This window comes from Robertmurraya siralis (assembly GCF_005502275.1).
In the GTDB taxonomy this organism is placed as follows: Bacteria; Bacillota; Bacilli; order Bacillales; family Cytobacillaceae; genus Robertmurraya; species Robertmurraya siralis.
This window is the reverse complement of sequence record NZ_SWLZ01000001.1, coordinates 138,251-154,900: the sequence shown is the minus strand read 5'-3', so window position 1 is coordinate 154,900 and position 16,650 is coordinate 138,251. Positions and strand designations below refer to the sequence as shown.

At 41.3% G+C, this 16,650-nt stretch carries 17 protein-coding genes; all 17 read right to left on the bottom strand.

Annotated elements, in window-relative coordinates; translation table 11 throughout:
* Positions 1-9: 9 nt before the first annotated feature.
* Positions 10-1,269, bottom strand: a complete 1,260-nt coding sequence (locus FCJ93_RS00720) for an L-lactate MFS transporter (RefSeq protein ID WP_137742739.1) — start codon at positions 1,267-1,269, stop codon at positions 10-12.
* 1,019 nt (positions 1,270-2,288) lie between these two features.
* On the bottom strand, positions 2,289-3,494 hold the full coding sequence (locus FCJ93_RS00715) for a CbiX/SirB N-terminal domain-containing protein (protein ID WP_095311063.1): 1,206 nt from the start codon (positions 3,492-3,494) through the stop codon (positions 2,289-2,291).
* 39 nt (positions 3,495-3,533) lie between these two features.
* Positions 3,534-4,511 (bottom strand): ABC transporter substrate-binding protein, encoded by a 978-nt coding sequence (locus FCJ93_RS00710; RefSeq protein ID WP_137742738.1) that lies wholly within the window; start codon positions 4,509-4,511, stop codon positions 3,534-3,536.
* Between the two features lie 21 nt (positions 4,512-4,532).
* Positions 4,533-5,300: an ABC transporter ATP-binding protein gene (locus tag FCJ93_RS00705; RefSeq protein WP_373315053.1), complete on the bottom strand. Its 768-nt coding sequence runs from the start codon at positions 5,298-5,300 to the stop codon at positions 4,533-4,535.
* A complete protein-coding gene (locus FCJ93_RS00700; RefSeq protein WP_137742737.1) occupies positions 5,300-6,340 on the bottom strand; it encodes a FecCD family ABC transporter permease in 1,041 nt (346 codons plus the stop codon). Before FCJ93_RS00700 ends, FCJ93_RS00705 begins: the two co-directional genes overlap by 1 nt.
* A gap of 38 nt (positions 6,341-6,378) precedes the next feature.
* Positions 6,379-6,918, bottom strand: a complete 540-nt coding sequence (locus tag FCJ93_RS00695; RefSeq protein WP_095311074.1) for a cob(I)yrinic acid a,c-diamide adenosyltransferase — start codon at positions 6,916-6,918, stop codon at positions 6,379-6,381.
* Positions 6,919-6,930: 12 nt separating this feature from the next.
* Positions 6,931-7,485 carry a nitroreductase family protein gene (locus FCJ93_RS00690; protein WP_095311076.1) on the bottom strand — a complete coding sequence of 185 codons (555 nt, stop codon included), beginning with the start codon at positions 7,483-7,485 and terminating at the stop codon, positions 6,931-6,933.
* On the bottom strand, positions 7,479-8,240 hold the full coding sequence (cobA, locus tag FCJ93_RS00685; RefSeq protein ID WP_095311078.1) for a uroporphyrinogen-III C-methyltransferase: 762 nt from the start codon (positions 8,238-8,240) through the stop codon (positions 7,479-7,481). Before cobA ends, FCJ93_RS00690 begins: the two co-directional genes overlap by 7 nt.
* Complete coding sequence (locus FCJ93_RS00680; RefSeq protein WP_095311080.1) at positions 8,237-8,866, bottom strand: precorrin-2 dehydrogenase/sirohydrochlorin ferrochelatase family protein; 630 nt, start codon at positions 8,864-8,866, stop codon at positions 8,237-8,239. Before FCJ93_RS00680 ends, cobA begins: the two co-directional genes overlap by 4 nt.
* Before the next feature lie 94 nt (positions 8,867-8,960).
* Positions 8,961-10,328: a cobyrinate a,c-diamide synthase gene (locus FCJ93_RS00675; RefSeq protein ID WP_137742736.1), complete on the bottom strand. Its 1,368-nt coding sequence runs from the start codon at positions 10,326-10,328 to the stop codon at positions 8,961-8,963.
* A gap of 1 nt (position 10,329) precedes the next feature.
* On the bottom strand, positions 10,330-11,460 hold the full coding sequence (locus FCJ93_RS00670) for a cobalt-precorrin 5A hydrolase (RefSeq protein ID WP_137742735.1): 1,131 nt from the start codon (positions 11,458-11,460) through the stop codon (positions 10,330-10,332).
* On the bottom strand, positions 11,453-12,235 hold the full coding sequence (gene cobM, locus FCJ93_RS00665) for a precorrin-4 C(11)-methyltransferase (RefSeq protein ID WP_095311087.1): 783 nt from the start codon (positions 12,233-12,235) through the stop codon (positions 11,453-11,455). The genes FCJ93_RS00670 and cobM overlap by 8 nt, the downstream gene beginning before the upstream one ends.
* Positions 12,235-12,939, bottom strand: coding sequence for a precorrin-2 C(20)-methyltransferase (gene cobI / locus FCJ93_RS00660; protein WP_137742734.1), 705 nt, complete (start codon positions 12,937-12,939; stop codon positions 12,235-12,237). The genes cobM and cobI overlap by 1 nt, the downstream gene beginning before the upstream one ends.
* Positions 12,939-14,132, bottom strand: a complete 1,194-nt coding sequence (gene cbiE / locus FCJ93_RS00655; RefSeq protein WP_095311130.1) for a precorrin-6y C5,15-methyltransferase (decarboxylating) subunit CbiE — start codon at positions 14,130-14,132, stop codon at positions 12,939-12,941. Before cbiE ends, cobI begins: the two co-directional genes overlap by 1 nt.
* Positions 14,110-15,243, bottom strand: coding sequence for a cobalt-precorrin-5B (C(1))-methyltransferase (locus FCJ93_RS00650; protein WP_321177957.1), 1,134 nt, complete (start codon positions 15,241-15,243; stop codon positions 14,110-14,112). Before FCJ93_RS00650 ends, cbiE begins: the two co-directional genes overlap by 23 nt.
* Positions 15,218-15,892: a precorrin-8X methylmutase gene (locus FCJ93_RS00645; protein ID WP_095311093.1), complete on the bottom strand. Its 675-nt coding sequence runs from the start codon at positions 15,890-15,892 to the stop codon at positions 15,218-15,220. The genes FCJ93_RS00650 and FCJ93_RS00645 overlap by 26 nt, the downstream gene beginning before the upstream one ends.
* The gene (gene cobK / locus FCJ93_RS00640; protein WP_137742733.1) at positions 15,873-16,649 is read right to left on the bottom strand and encodes a precorrin-6A reductase; all 777 of its coding nucleotides are present in this window, start codon (positions 16,647-16,649) and stop codon (positions 15,873-15,875) included. The genes FCJ93_RS00645 and cobK overlap by 20 nt, the downstream gene beginning before the upstream one ends.
* Between the last annotated feature and the right edge of the window lies 1 nt (position 16,650).

Sequence of the window (16,650 nt, the reverse complement as noted above, 5' to 3'; positions counted from 1 at the left end):
AATTTAGGTTTAGGCCGTTATACTGGATTCTTTTTGCTTACGAAGTTTAGATATATCCATTCTTATTAACAACGAAACGATCAGGGCGAAAATAAATAGACAGGCAAAAATATTTAAGCTGCCTGCATACGTCCCCGTTGTATCCTTGATATATGCAGCAAACATTGGTCCAACAAGACCAGCCGCGGCCCATGCAGTTAAAATGTAACCATGAATGGCACCGAGCTGTTTCGTTCCAAATAAATCGCCAATATAAGCAGGAATTGAAGCAAATCCACCGCCGTAACAGGTATAAATAATCGCTAGCATCACTTGGAATAACAGAACGTTGGTCGTTAAAGGAAGTAAGAAAAACAAGGCAATTTGCAAAATGAAGAAGGCAGTATACGTATTTGGTCGGCCAATATAATCTGAGATTGAAGCCCACCCGATTCGCCCTAAACCATTAAACACACCAATTGCACCAACAAGAGCAGCCGCGGCTACAGTATCAATTCCGATAGTCTCCATTGCTAATGGCTTCGCAACAGCTAAAATCGCAATTCCACAGGTTACGTTAATAAAGAGCATAATCCACAAATACCAAAAACGGCTCGTTTTTACGGCCTCATTTGCTGTTAATTGAGATAAATCAAGGCGAGGCTTTGCTGTACCTGCAGCGACCTTCTCCTCAAACCCCTTTGGCATCCATCCTTCAGGCGGCTTTTCTAAATATAATGATGAAGCCAGCATCACCAAAAAGTAAGCGCTTCCTAAAATAAAAAAGGTGTTTGCTACCCCTACATTTTCTATCAAACTATTCATAATTGGACTTGCTACTGCTGCTGCAAAGCCAAAACCCATAATCGCGAGACCTGTAGCAAGACCACGGCGATCCGGGAACCATTTAACCAAGGTTGAAACCGGTGCAATATATCCAACACCGAGCCCGATCCCGCCTAGGACCCCGTAAAATAAATAAAGCAATAACTTTGATCCTATTAATACAGCAACGCCAGAACCAGCTATACCAATGCCAAAAAATGTTGCTGCCAACAATCCAGCTTTTCTAGGTCCGTGTTTTTCAACAAAATGACCTAAAAAGGCGGCCGACAGCCCTAAAAACAAAATAGCAATACTAAAGGTCAACGCCACTTCTGAATCAGACCAGCCGAACATATTTTTAAGGGGATTCGTGAAATTGCTCCAAGCGTATACGGAACCAATTGAGATGTGAATCCCAACAGCCGCCGCTGCAATAAGCCAGCGATTTTTCTTTGTTTGTACCATACCGTCAGACCTCCTTGGTGATCACTCGCTTTTTTGTTATTAATTTGCTACATATCCTAGGAGATACTTTTTTAAGGATTAAAGATTGATTATTTTGACTATTGAAATAATATTACCATGCAATTATTTCTATTTACAACACGAATATAGTTCTATCTTTATATGACTCTCGGTTTAGTTTCGAGAAGTTGTTCCACATCCCATTCAGAAATTCGCACTGCCGCTATTTTTATAAAGAAACATATTTCATTATCCAATAACAAAAGCATGGGACACCTTTGAAACAATCAGAAAGCAGATTGTTCCTGCGATGATCAGTCTAAGAAGTTTTTCTTAGTGCCCTCGCCGTACAAACAAAGGAAGGACCTTGTTCTTTCGATTAAGAAAATCTCTTGTTTTTCATTAACGATTGAGTTTGTTAGAAGCTAGAGCTAAACACACTCTTAAAAAAACCAAACAATCAATACCTCATATCCTAGAACTTAAAGAGATGTATACAAATAATAAAATGAAGCAAACTGAAAAATCATGAAATTTTAATTTAGGCTTTCGTTATATGTCAGAGTTGATTTTGACTCAATTTTATCAACAATACGATTAAACAAATAAATGAAAGATTTTATAGAGTTACTGGATAAATGATGGTGAGGAATAGGTTGACCACAAGCGACCTGAAAGTACCACTAAATCATTGGGACGGAAGCTCGGAGCAGCATTCAAATTTTTCGTTTCTTGCTCCATTGGTTGATAATGTATAAAAGAGGTAAAAGAATTAAATGTGCGTCATAAAGAGTCTTTGCCGCTGCAAAAAAAAAGAGGTAGCATGAAATAGTAATGTTAGAGGTCTAAAAAACAAAGGCGATGGAGGTGCTGCTTGCTTTCAGTACAATGAATTCCTGTTAGACTTGGCATCTCCTTAAAAAAGCTCAAAAATTGATTGCAACTCTTACTGCCTTTTGTCAACAAACTGATGCAATTCAAATGTGAAATGCATCAGCTCGTCCAAGTGATTCCTGTATTTAATGATGATGGTGGTGATGGTGATGCTCATAACCATTTTCTTTTGCATATTGGCGAAAGTTTTCTAGATCTTGCATTCCTGTCGAAGTTCCCTCTAAAGCTTGATTCATTCTTTCCAATAAGACTTTTTTTAATTTCGGATGGTAACCAAAATATTCAGCAATATCAATTGACACATTTGGATAAGCTAGCCGAAATTGTTCAGCCATTTTATTCATTCGCTCCATTAAAATGCCCGTAAATAAAAAATAAGGAAGCATAATGATCTTTTTTGCACCTAATTTAATACAGCGATTCATTCCCTCTTCAACAGTTGGAGTAGTGACCCCCATGAAAGCACTCTCAACGATCGGTACGTCTAATTTTTCCCATAATAGTCTGCTAATTTTATAAAAATCTCCATTGGCATAAGGATCGCTTCCACCGCGCCCAATTAATAATATGGCAGTATCCTCATGCTTTTCATTCACATTTAAGCCAACTTCTGTAAGTCTTGTTTTTAATATCTCAAAAACTTCTTCATGTATTCCGATCGTTTGGCCATAAGTAAAGTGGACATCCGGAAAATGTTCCTTCGCATGTTCAATTTCTGCAGGAATATGCAGTTTAGAATGCCCTGCATGGAGAAGGATAATCGGTATTACATGAATCTCATCAGCCCCTTTTTCCACACATTTTTGAATCCCTTCTTCAATATTTGGTGCAGCAAACTCTAAGAAACAAGTTTCCACGAGAAGTGCAGGATCAATGTCCGCTTTTGTTTGTTCTACAAATTGTCGAACTTCTTCATTGCCCTCCTCCAGCCTGCTTCCATGGCCAACAAATAATATCGCTTTTTTCATTGCTCCATTTCCCTTCTTGTACTTATTAATTCCTTCGACACGATGAGTAGCACGTTTCCGTTCGCCGTTCTCGACAGAATATATAATCGCATCCTCATCTACCGTTTCATGAACAATGGCACGGGCTGTTTCTTCTTGTTGAACCGAGTACCATGTCCCTTTCGGATAATCAATAACCACACATTTGTCCTTACAGCGGCCGTTGCAGCGCGTCCGCGATGTATGGATTTTTTCATCAAGATGATTGCTGCGGATTTCATCGCGAATCTGCATAGTCACATCTTCCGCGCCAGCTCTCATACAAGTCGCTCCATTACAAATCAATAAGTGTCGTTCCATTTGCATTAAATTCCATGTAGTCATCATTTCCCTCCCTATTTAGCCATTCTTTGTATATCGTTTCTATTCAAAAGCTTCCGGGTAAAATCCTCTTGCTAAAATATCAAGCGCCTCTGCGACACGAACACCTTCTGAAGCTGCTGATAAAGGCAAAATAACGAAATGTTCATTCTGAACAGCAGGTGTTTGGCTCAATGCAGGATCCGTTTTTAGAAATTCAATTTTTTGCTCTGCAGTCGTTGTTCCATAATCAATTACGACAATGACGTCAGGTTGACGCTCGACAGCATCCTCTTTTGAAACAGTAGCCCAATTTCCTTCCACATCAGCAAACACATTATGACCACCGGCCATCGTCACAAGTGTATTCATAAAATTTTGCGTCGCTGTGAATACCTCCGTCTCGCCACTATCAAATACTAAAACATCAAGGGGCTCCGTCACCTCCGGCAATTGCGAAACAATTTTTTCAATATCGTCATCCATTTGCTTAATCAACGATTGACCGCGTTCTTCTATTCTAAAAATCTTTGCGATATTGTTAATATCCTTATAAATATCCTCTAGTGTTGCTCCAACCTGTACCGATGATGATTGGAGATAGCTATCAATCCCTAACTTCTTTAACTCCTCACGTGTTGCAATGCTTTTTTCATTGAATGCACTAGCCCATCCGCCATATAGAAAGTCTGCTTCCACCGCGATAATTTCCTCTTTGGAAGGATATTGCTCTGCCAGTACTGGAACTTTCTGATAAGCTTCCTGTAAAGGCTCGTATATTTCATTGTCTAAATAAGCAGTCCCTACCATGGAATCCTCTAACCCAAGGGCGAGCATGATTTCAGTTACATGTTGGTTTAAGGATACAGCCCGTTTTGGTGCAGCATCGTATTCAATTACAAAACCTTCATTATTAATTACGATTGGTTCGAGCTTCTCCTCATCTTTTACAGCTTCAGTTCCCGCCTCTTCATTTGAACAGGCAGAAAGGATAAATGCTGCTGAAAATAGCAGCAAAAGCCACAGTCTATTCATTTTCATATTTTATATCCTCATTTCTATTTACTGTTCCGTATAGAAAAATAGATGCAATTTCTCCGTGAATGGATTTTTCGAAACGAATGCATTGACACGAAACACCTCTTGCAACGTCTCTTTCGTTAGCACTTCTTCTGGAGTTCCAGACTGGAAGAGAGCGCCGTCCTTCATCACGAGCAGTTCATCACAATACCCAGCCGCTAAATTCAGATCATGAAGCGCTGCAACAATCGTGATTGGCAACTCTCGAACCAAGTCCATTAATTGATATTGATGCTCAATATCTAAATGATTTGTTGGCTCATCTAGAATTAATATATTGGCTTGCTGAGCAAGAGCACGGGCGAGCAAAACTCGTTTCTTTTCCCCACCAGATAATTCACTAAAATAACGATTTGCTAAATGAGTAATATTAGCCAAGCGCATGCTATCACTCACAATTGCATAATCCTCATTCTTATCGCTTGCCAGCCATTTTTTATATGGTGTTCTTCCCATCATCACTAGCTCTTTTACGGTAAAATCAAAAAGAACTGGAGCTTCTTGACTGACGACTGCAATATTTTGAGCCAATTCTTTTTGAGGGAATTGAAGAAGATCTTTCTCAAACAAGGTTACAAGACCGCTTGTTTGCTTTAAATGGCGGTAGATGATCTTTAACATCGTTGATTTACCGCTTCCATTCGGCCCAATAACACCGATAAATTGACCTTGAGCAACCGAAAAAGAAATATCATCGAGAATTTGCTTGTCCGATATTGAATAAGAAATACTTTCCACTTGAAGCAAGATCACTCACCTTCCCCAAAAGAATATCGTCTCTTTCTCAGCATCCAAATAAAGAAAGGCCCTCCGCAAACAGCAGTAATAATCCCAATCGGCATTTCTTCAGGCGCTATAACGATACGGGCAACCATGTCTGCCCAAACTAAAAAAATCGAACCAACGAGGGCACTAGTTGGAAGAACGTACTTATAATTAGAACCGACGACCATCCGAACTAAATGTGGAATAATTAAGCCAACAAAGCCAATGCTGCCACTGACTGCAACAACAACTCCAGTTAGTAGTGAAACAAAAATAATGATAAAAATTCGAAAGCGATCAATATTGACCCCAAGTGTTCCAGCCGATTCTTCCCCCAGAAGCAAGGCGTTAAGCTGGCGGTAGTTCATAAATAATAAAATAAACACAACGAGCAATGTACCAAACGGAATGGCAATATTTGACCATTTCGCTCCAGCTAAGCTGCCGAGCATCCAATGCATAACCGCTTGGATTCCCCCTTGCTGCTTCGACATCATCAGCATAAAATTGGTGATAGCAGAAAACACCATCGAAATCGCAATTCCTGCCAGCAGAAGGCGGATAACTGAAGTTCTTCCATTCACTCGTGCCAACAAAAATACCATTGCAACAGCAGAGATTGCTCCTAAAAACGCAGCTAACGATAAAGCATACATCCCAAGGGCACTAAATGCACCTAATAAAATAACGACAGTCGCTCCGACTGATGCTCCTGAAGAAACCCCTAAAATATATGGGTCTGCAATCGAATTTTTCACTAGTGCTTGAATCGCTGCCCCGCAAATAGCAAGGGAAGCACCAACAAGTGCGGCTAATAACACCCGCGGTAATCGAATTTCCCAAATAATAATGGCTTGTGCTCTCGATGCCGATGTCTCGACTGGGATACCCAGCTTTGCAAAGAGAATTTCCCAAATGATTCGAGGAGTTATCCCGACAGATCCTAACATTACCGCAAAGGTTATTGAAATAAGCAGGACTCCTACCAATATCCACAGTAGTAGCATAAAACGTGTCTTTGTCATTTTAGGAATAATAGTACCTCCTTAACACCTGCTTTTTTTCAAAACTCTAATCCTTTTAAAGCGTTAATGTTTTGTTCGCTGTAATAATGCTTCGTCGCTTCGATCGTTGACACTAAATCGGCTAGTGCAAGAATCGCTGGATGGGCATTGCGCCCAGTGATGACAAGATGCATTTTTTTCGGGCGGTCCTTGATTGCCTTTACAACTTCTTGCAGCGGCAAAACGTCATTAACAGGAAAACGGGTGATCGCAAGCGCATTATTCAATTCATCTAATACTAATAAATCAGTCGTTTCATTTTGCAGCTCCGTCTTTACGAGCTGCCATGCTTGTAAGAGGGCGGTCCGATGCTCCTCAGGTGTTTTCGTCCATGTAAAGCCAACACCTAATTGAATCGTCTCAACCCCTAATTTTCTTAGAGCGATTTGCTCCCCATATGTACGTTCCGGAGATTTAATAAATTGAAAATACTTAACCGTCATTCCACGGCCGATTGCCCTTAACGCAATGCCGAGGGAAGCAGTCGTTTTTCCCTTACCATCTCCGGTATAAACTAACACCATCCCCTGACCTGCCATGCTTATGCCTCCTTAAAGCCATGTTGTTTTTTCTGTATACGAAGTGCGTTTTTTCGGGGAGGTGATCTCTTCAGCTGGATAGCCTATGCACAATGTTCCTACTAATTGCTCTTCATCAGTCGCACCAATAAACGTATGCAATGCCGTATCATGAACTAAACCAACTCCGCGAGTTCGCCATACCATTCCTAGCCCTAGCTGTTCGGCCATTAACCACATCGACATGATGGCGCAACTAACAGCAAATGTATTATCTTTTGTTGCTCCCTCATCACCAGTGACAATAGCAGAAGTCGCGACGATAACAAGCGGCGTTTTCGTAATAGCAGCCATTGAGCTCTCCACTAAATGAGGTTTGGTCGGAAAACGCTTTTGGAGATAATGCAGCGCCACTTCTCTATAACCTTTTAAACTGTCACCTTGCAGTACATAAAAATGCCAAGGCTCTCTCATTCGATCATTAGGGGCGTATGTGGCAGCTTCTAGTAATGCCTCGATTTTTGAGCGTTCCACCTCACGTGTGTCAAATTGACGAACTGCTCGACGTTTTTTTAGAATTTCTAGCATAATTCTTGCTCCTTCTCTGCAAACCAGGCAATCTGCTCCCTTAGCTGAACCACATCCCCGACTAAAACAAGGGAAGGATTGGTAATGTCGTGTTTTCGTATATCTTCAGCAATAGTGGCAAGCGTTCCCGTAATCGTTCGTTGCTTTTCAGTTGTCCCCCATTCAATAACAGCTACAGGCGTTTTTTCGTTTTTGCCGTAATGGATTAAGCTGTTTGCAATGTGGGCAATATTTCCAATACTCATATAGAAAGCAACCGTATCAATTTGCGCAAGTGCGGACCAATTTAAAAAGTCTTCTCCTTTTTCTGCTCGTCCATGACCTGTAACAATGGCATAGCTTGCACCATGATCACGGTGTGTAACAGGGATGCCCGCATAGGCAGGGGCGGCAATTCCAGCAGTTATTCCAGGAACGACTTCATAAGGAATATTCTCTTCCCGTAAAATCGCTGCTTCTTCCGCTCCGCGACCAAAGACAAAGGGATCCCCGCCTTTAAGGCGTACTACTTGCTTGCCTAGCTTAGCCTGCTCAATAAGAATACGATGAATTTCTTCTTGAATGAGCCTATGTTTTCCCGGTTCTTTCCCGCAATAAATGAGTTCAGCACTCGCCTTCGCATGTGTTAATAACTGAGGATTTACTAAGCGATCATATAAAATCACATCAGCAATTTGAAGACACTCCAGTCCCCGAATCGTCAATAATTTAGGGTCTCCAGGACCAGCACCTACAATATAAACATATCCGCTCACTGTTGTTCTCCTATCTTTTGTTGTAACCATGCATTACATTTTTCCTTTTCTCCTTGTTCAATCCACTGCAAAACTTGTGGTTCCAACAAATCTGCAAGCAGCTGCTTTTTCTTTTCGCCTGAAAATAATCTTAAAATTTGCTTGCGCGCTTGCTTTAAAAAGAAAACGTACTCCGCATATGGTTCACCAAATTGTTCTTCCAACTCCGCTTTCATCTTACGTGTTAAACCTGGACTTGCACCAGATGTCGAAACGGTGACCACAAATTCACCGCGCCGAACAACGGCTGGATTGATGAAATCAACGCGCCCTTTTGCATCGGCACGACTAAGCAGTTGCCAATGCTGGGCAGCTTCCTCAACCGCATTATTAACTTCTTCATCATCCGTAACAGCAAAAATAAGGGATGCGTCATCTAAATCAGCCGGTTCAAACTCTTTGTTTCTCCAAGTAACAAAACCTTCATGAACATAGCGTTGTAATGTTTCCGTTATCTTTGGACTAACTACTATTAATTGTGCTTTAGTCGGTAGTAACGCTTCGACTTTTTGGCGAGCAACATGTCCACCGCCAACTATTACCACCTTTTTAAAGTCGATATTCATCAACAACGGGAAATAATTCATTTACATCCCTCCAAACTCATAGTTTAATTAATTTACATATCATAAGGGACTATACCCGGATAAATTTAAGTTCAGATAGAATAAATAATCTATTTTAATTGATATTGCTAAATTTTGAATGCGACGCAGTTAACCAATTTTCCACTAACTTTGGGTTCGAAGCAAAATGAAAATGGGTATATCCAGCAACAAGATTTTTATAAAGGTAGCCTTCTTGTCGAGCACGAAAACGCCCTTTATTAAAATATGCGGGTGTTGTATACTCTCCTTCATATTGGGAATAGTGGAATTCATGCCCCTTTGCCGTTTCTCCTTCCCCAATTAAGAAGTTTCCAGCAAGCCCTGTAATTTCACGATAGCCAAGGGCGGCCAGCTTCTCCTGCATCCGTACACGCCCAGGTATCACTCCAACCATCGAATAAGGTTCTCCACTGCGATTAATAATTTCCTCGGTTAAGTACATAAACCCACCGCATTCTGCCAATGTTGGGAGACCACTTTCGATAGCGAAGCGAATGGACCGTTTTGTTGCTTCGTTTTCTGCTAAGCGTGCAGCAAATTCTTCCGGAAATCCCCCACCAATATACAGTGCTTGTGCAACATCGGGAACCACCTCATTTTGCAGCGGGGAAAAGAAATGTAATTTAGCCCCATATGCGCGGAGGAGTTCAAAGTTTTCCTCATAGTAGAAATTAAAGGCTGAGTCTTTTGCTACCGCAATATGAACAGGCTTCCTCTCTGTTTGGGCATCAAAAATAGAGGAAAAAACTTCGATAGGTTCCGCCTTCGTAATTTTTAATAAAAGCTCGAGATCGACGGTCTCCTCAATCGCCTCGGCAAGACGAGCAAAATAATCATCTAGATCACCACGCTCAATTGCTGGAACTAATCCTAAATGACGACTTGGCAATGGGTCCACCGCCCCCTTTTGCAAATAACCGACAACAGGGATCCCACATTCCTTTTCAATTGCCGTTTTTACAATTTCATAATGGCTTCTGCTTCCCAACTGATTAACCAGAACGCCCACAATATTTGATTTCTCATCGAGCAACTGAAAACCTTTCACGACAGCAGCGACACTCCTTGCCATGCTCGCCCCATTCACGATTAAAATCACTGGACTTTCAGTTATTTCACTTATATGGGCAGCAGAGCCTTCATTGGATAATGGCGATTTCCCGTCATAAAAACCCATTACTCCTTCAATCATCGCAATATTCGCTTCTCCACTGGCTCTAGCAACAATTGCACGAACAACTTCTGCCGACATCATGAAACTATCAATATTTCGAGAAGGGCGCTTTGTAACCGCGGTATGATAAGTAGGATCAATATAGTCCGGTCCACATTTAAATCCTTGGACATTGAAACCACGCTTCATCAATGCACGCATCATTCCAATCGTAAATGTTGTTTTTCCAACTCCGCTTCCTGTACCTGCCAGCACAAAACGATTCATTTTAGCCCTCCTCAAAATTAATGCGTGCAACAGAGATGGTTACATTTCCGCTTTTCTTTTTCTCTAATACTAATGATTTCGCACGCGCATAACGCAGCGCTGCCGGCTCACTAACTCCGTATGCACCAGTATATTTATAAACTGTTTCCGAGCGGTTTTGTATCGGCATTTCATTCAGTTCAATTGCACTGTAAGTAACAAATGACCAATTATGCTTTGCTGTTAGCGCAAGTAACCCTTGTTCATCTTTCTTTAAATCGATGGAGGCAACTGCCTTAACACTTTTTATACTTAAGTTTAACGCGGTTAATGTGTCCCTCACCACTTGCTCAAGTTCCTCAACTTTCGTTCCCCGATTACAGCCGATTCCCAAAACAAGGGATTTTGGTCGATAGACGACTCCGTTTTCAAGCAATACTTCTTCATGCGGAGCAATTAGACGATCGGTAATAAGAAGAGTTGCTGCTGGCTTTGCTTCAATTGCTGCTTTTGTGGAAGGATAAAGTTTTAGATGAGCCGGCATTGGATGATCGTATATCCACCACTCTTTTTCTCCTGCTTCTTGAACGATCGCAACATGCTCTTCATTTACAACTGCTGCACTTACAGGTGTCAGCTTCTCGTCACTATCCCACATCCAGCCAAATTGTGCTCCAAATAAATCAACAGGGATCGTCTTTTGGACATCTGAAGCTGTTGTGATGACAGATAACGCTCCAATTGCACGGGCCAATTCTCCCGCTAAAGCATTAGCTCCACCGATATGACCAGATAAAACGCTGATGACGTACTGACCTTTATCATCAACTACGAGCACAGCAGGATCTTTCTTTTTATCTTTTAATAATGGAGCAATCATGCGCACAACCGCGCCGAGCGATATAATACAGATAATCCCTTTATAATGCTGAAACAGCGCTGGTAGCAATAAGCGCACCGTGCCATCAAACAATTGAATTTGACGCTCATCCTCATCTCCATAGGCAAATTTCTTCATATAATAAAGATCAGCATATGGAAAAATTTCCGTATAGCGCCTCGCATTCTCCACTCCATGTTTTGTAATGGCAACAAGGGCATACGGTTTTCGTTTTGCAATAGTCGAGATCACACCCTCGCGCAAGCTAATCATTGGTCTTCACACCTTTTCGAAAACCGTGAGTAAAGGTTTTATCATATAATCTCGAACGGTATTCCTTTTCATGAATATTCGGATCCAAAGCCCAACCAGCTAAAATCATTGCATGTTTCCTAATACCATTGACGCGCATCGCCTCATCTAATTCAATCAGTGTGGTACGAACAATTTTTTGATCTGGCCAAGATGCCCGCTGAACGACAGCAACTGGTGTATTGTCAGCCCAACCAGCCAACTGCAATTCTTTCATAATTTTTTTAGTTAAAGTAGCACTTAAAAACATCGCAATCGTACAATGATGCTTCGCTAATTCTTGCAGTCTTTCACGTTCTGGTACAGGGGTACGCCCCTCTGCCCTTGTTAAAATAAGGGTTTGTGTTAAATCGGGAATCGTTAGCTCAGCCCCTACTGCAGCAGCGGAAGCAAAAACAGAGCTGACACCTGGGATCACCTCATATGTAATACCATGTTGTTTTAGTAAGGCAACCTGCTCCATCGTTGCTCCGTACATTGCCGGATCACCTGTATGGAGGCGCACTACCATTTTTCCCGCATCTATTCGGTCTACAATGGTTTCCACCATTTCTTCAAGATGCATACCAGCTGTACGGATAATTTCTGCCGATGCCTTTGCTTCTGCCACTAATGTTTCACTAACAAGCGAATCCGTGTACATCACTACATCCGCTTCCTTTAAAAGCTTCAACCCTTTTACCGTAATTAAGTCCGGATCACCTGGTCCTGCTCCAATAATCCAAATTTTCTTCATTATTTGCGCACCACCATGCACGACAGGTAATTTAACTCCGCTCCCCGAAGGTCTTGGACATTCCAGATCACTTCTTCATCAGAGGTCACCTTTGTTACGACATGGGTCCTTTCTAATAGATTCATTTCCTCTAGTAGATTCAACATATCATCTATTACTTTTGCAACCTTAATAAAGACAATTGAATGATGAGATTCAATCACTTTTCGCATTTCCTCCATATTCTCTGTCGCCGGGATCATTGCAACACACTCGTCCCCGTCTGCCAATGGAATTCCTAAACGATTCGCAGCGCCATTAAAGGACGAAATTCCTGCCACTGTTTCTATTGGCACTTCTGGGAATTTTGATTTCATTAAATTCATAATATGAATAAAGGTGCTAAACAACATCGGATCGCCTTCTGTCACAAAAGCAACGTCTTTTCCTTGAACTAAATAGCGATAAATAGCATCAACCGATCTTCCCCACTCAATTCTTAATGTATCTTCATCTTTTGTCATTGGAAATACTAAGCCGAGCATTTCTTTTTCCGCTGTGTTAATATACACTTCGACAATTCGATGGGCATATGATTTACTGCCTTTTAATTTCTTCGGATAGGCAATAACAGGACACTCCTGCAATTTGCGAAATGCTTTGACAGTAATTAATTCTGGATCTCCGGGTCCTACACCCAAACCGTATAATGTACCTATCGTCATCATTCTTTTCCTTTCTGTGCACTCACAATAAAAATCGGATTTAATGGCTCAAAACGAGTCAAATTTAATATTGGTTTGCTTTTTGAAATTTGCACCTGCGTGACCGTTACTTCACAGCCTAATGTTTTTAAATGGCGCATCGCTTCTGCCAAGTTTTCAATTGTGGCAATATTCATGACGAGACGACCGTTTGGAAGCAAGCGTGAAATACATATTTTCAATAGTTCTTCCATATTGCCGCCGTTGCCGCCGATAAAAATAGCATTGGGATCAGGAAATTCATCGAGACGTTCTGGTGCTTTTCCTAACACTGCAACAAAGTCAGCACGATGTTTCACTTGATTTTGCAAACAGTTCTGCAAATCATTTTCATTTTTTTCAATCGCATAAACTTCACCTTCGCGTGCCATTTTCGCTGCTTCAATGGCAACAGAGCCCGTGCAAGTGCCGATATCCCACACAATGCTATTATCTTTAAGCTTCAATTCTTGCAAACTAAGAATTCGCACTTCTTTTTTCGTAATAAGTCCTTTATCCGGTTTTCGTTGTATAAAGGCTTGATCGGGAATACCTAGCGATGAACGCTCCACTCGCTCGCTTTGTTTTAATATCACGACATTCAATGGCGAAAATGTGGCTTGCTCCATTTCATCTAATGTTAAATGGCGACATCGTTCATCCACACCTTGCAAATTTTCCGCTACGAAAGCAACATATTCTGTCATGCCAAAGCGTTTTAAATACTTTGCTATCGCTTGAGGCGAGTTTATTGGATCCGTTAAAACAACTATTTTGTGACGCCCATCAATTTTCTGGGCAAAACCCTTTATAGAGCGTCCGTGTAAACTGACGATAAATGCATCCTGCCAGCTTTCTTTCATTTTTGCAAAGGCCAATTGAATTGAACTCGCATAGGGGTATATTTCTAAAGGAAGTTTCTTGGCGAGGACACTGCCTAAGCCAAAAAACAGCGGATCACCTGATGCCAATATGACGACATTTCTCTTTTCCTCCAGCAATTCAGCCATTAAAGACGTTAATCCACCCTTAACAACTTTCTTCTCTTTTGTAAAGGTTGGAAAAAAGCTCAAATGGCGTTCTCCTCCGACAAGAAGCTCACATTCCTCAATCCATTGCAAATATTGAGGAAGCAATCCATCAGCGCCATTATCACCGATACCAATCATTTTCATCCAATTTGTCAATATTCTCAGCCTTTCCTATACATTCTCCGCTAAGTGTATACAACGTTGTCGAAACATTCATATTGCTATTAATGTGATTCAATGCGTGATAACAGCAGTTCTTGCAAAGTGCTGCAAAAAAGGCTTCATTGCCTTTAAGCAGGTCAGCAACTTGCGAAGCGGTGTTTGCTTGTAAAATTTCTTTTTGAACGGCTTCTTCTACGCCTACTCGTTTTGCCATTCCCGCTAAAAACTCAAAGCTGACCGGTGCACTTTTTGAATGAACCATCATAATACCTTGAGCAATTTTTGAGAATTTCCCGATCATTCCGACTAGCGAGACATTGGGAATCTCCTTTTTAGCAATATGTTTTAGTGTAAATCCAACAAAATCGCCCATTTCAATAAATGCTTCTTCCTGTAAATGAGGATATTGCTTCATCGCATATTTCTCACTTCGGCCACCTGTTGTAATGACTAAATGATCGCATCCTGCTTCTTTCGCAACGTTAATTGCTTGTACTATGCTTGCCATATAAGCTGAACTGGAAAACGGAACGACAATGCCGCGCGTTCCTAAAATGGAAATCCCACCAATTATTCCTAATCGCCCGTTTAATGTCTTTTTGGCGATCTCTTCACCATCCGGAACAGAAATAATAACGTCTATTCCACAATCTAATTGATATTCGTCAAGCGCTTCTTCAACAACCGCATTGATCATTTTTCGCGGTACAGGATTGATCGCGGCTTCACCAATTGGTACTGGCAGTCCAGCTTTTGTCACCCGCCCAACGCCAATTCCACCATCTAAGTGAATACCCCTTCGCTTTGAAAAACGGACAGTGCTTTGGATTCGAGCTTGATGTGTAGCATCTGGATCATCGCCAGCATCTTTAATGGTTTCACACATTACTTCGTTTTCTGTCTTTTCAAATCCTGTTACTTTAAATGATGCGTATTGGCCAACCGGCAAATAAATCATGACTTCATTCGGTACTTTTCCGGTGACAAGCGCTTGCAGGGCCGCCTTTGTCATCGCTGTAGCACAAGCTCCAGTCGTGTAGCCATGCCGCATTTGTGAAGGATCTTTTTTATTTCGTTTCGTTTGCGCGCTCATCAGCCATAATCGAGATGGCATTAAGTGCCGCCACAGTCACTGTACTGCCACCCTTTCTTCCTTTATTAGTAATGAATGGAATTCCTTCAAGCACGGCTAACTCCGCTTTTGATTCTGCTGCTGACACAAATCCAACTGGCATGCCAATAATTAAGTCCGGTTTGGCTATTCCTTCCTTCACTAAGCGGATTAACTCCAACAATGCCGTTGGTGCATTGCCGATCGCATAAATACCGCCTTCATGTAAGCGTACTGCCTTTTGCATAGAAATAATCGCCCGCGTCGTTCCTTGCGCCTTTGCTTCCTTTGCAACATCCTCATCTGCAATATAACAATGCAAATCACCGCCATGTTTTTGAAATCGTTTACGTCCTGATCCACTTTCAATCATTTGCACATCAGCAACCACATGGCGACCAGCAAGAATGGACTGAATTCCTGCTTCAATCGCATTTGGAGTAAAAATCATACTCCTTCCTAATTCAAAATCTGCTGAAGCATGAATGACACGTCTCACTACCAGCCATTGCTCATCTGTAAAAGAATGTTCCCCCATCTCTTCCTTAATGATCGCAAAGCTGTGATCATATATTTTGTCCGGGTCGACCGTAACAGGGGTAAAACTCGTATTAAAATTCATGTTTGCCATTAATAAAACCTCCTAATAAATGAGTCACTTCATCAAAACAAGTACAATAGTTTTCATACTGGATGGAAGGCCGCTTTATTAAAATGACGGGTATTCCCATCTTTATTGCAGCGGTCATCTTTTCGTCAACAGAGCCGACTTTGCCGCTTTCTTTTGTAATCATTAATGTCACTTTAAACTGCTCGTACAATGATTGGTTTAATGATTCTGAAAATGGTCCTTGTATGGCGATAATATCTTTTTGTTTAATTCCTAATTTGTCACATTTTTCCATATTCTCCCTATTTGGAAGCATCCTGCAAATAAGTCGAATATCATCCTTCATTAAATATTTTGTAAAAATATCTAACGTTTTACTACCTGTCGTCAGCATAATGGTACCTTTATGATTTTGCGCTAGTTTCGCTGCTTCTTCATAGCTGTCAACTTCTGTAATGTAGGAAGATTGATACTGTTCTTGCGGCCGCTCATAACGTATGTAAGGAATTTTGCAGTGAGCGCTTGCAGCCATTGCTGTTTTCGAAGCTTCCTCCGCATAAGGATGACTGGCGTCCACCACAACATTTATTTCATGCTTGGAGATCAGTTCCTTCATATCATTCTCGCTTAAACGACCTACCTGATATGGAATATCGTTTTCTCTTAAACTATCAGTGGCAGATTCCGTCACAACGGTTGCTAATATTGAATACCCTTGATTTTGCAAATGAACCGCTAAAGCTCTTGCGTCACTTGTCCCCGCTAAAAATAAAATCATC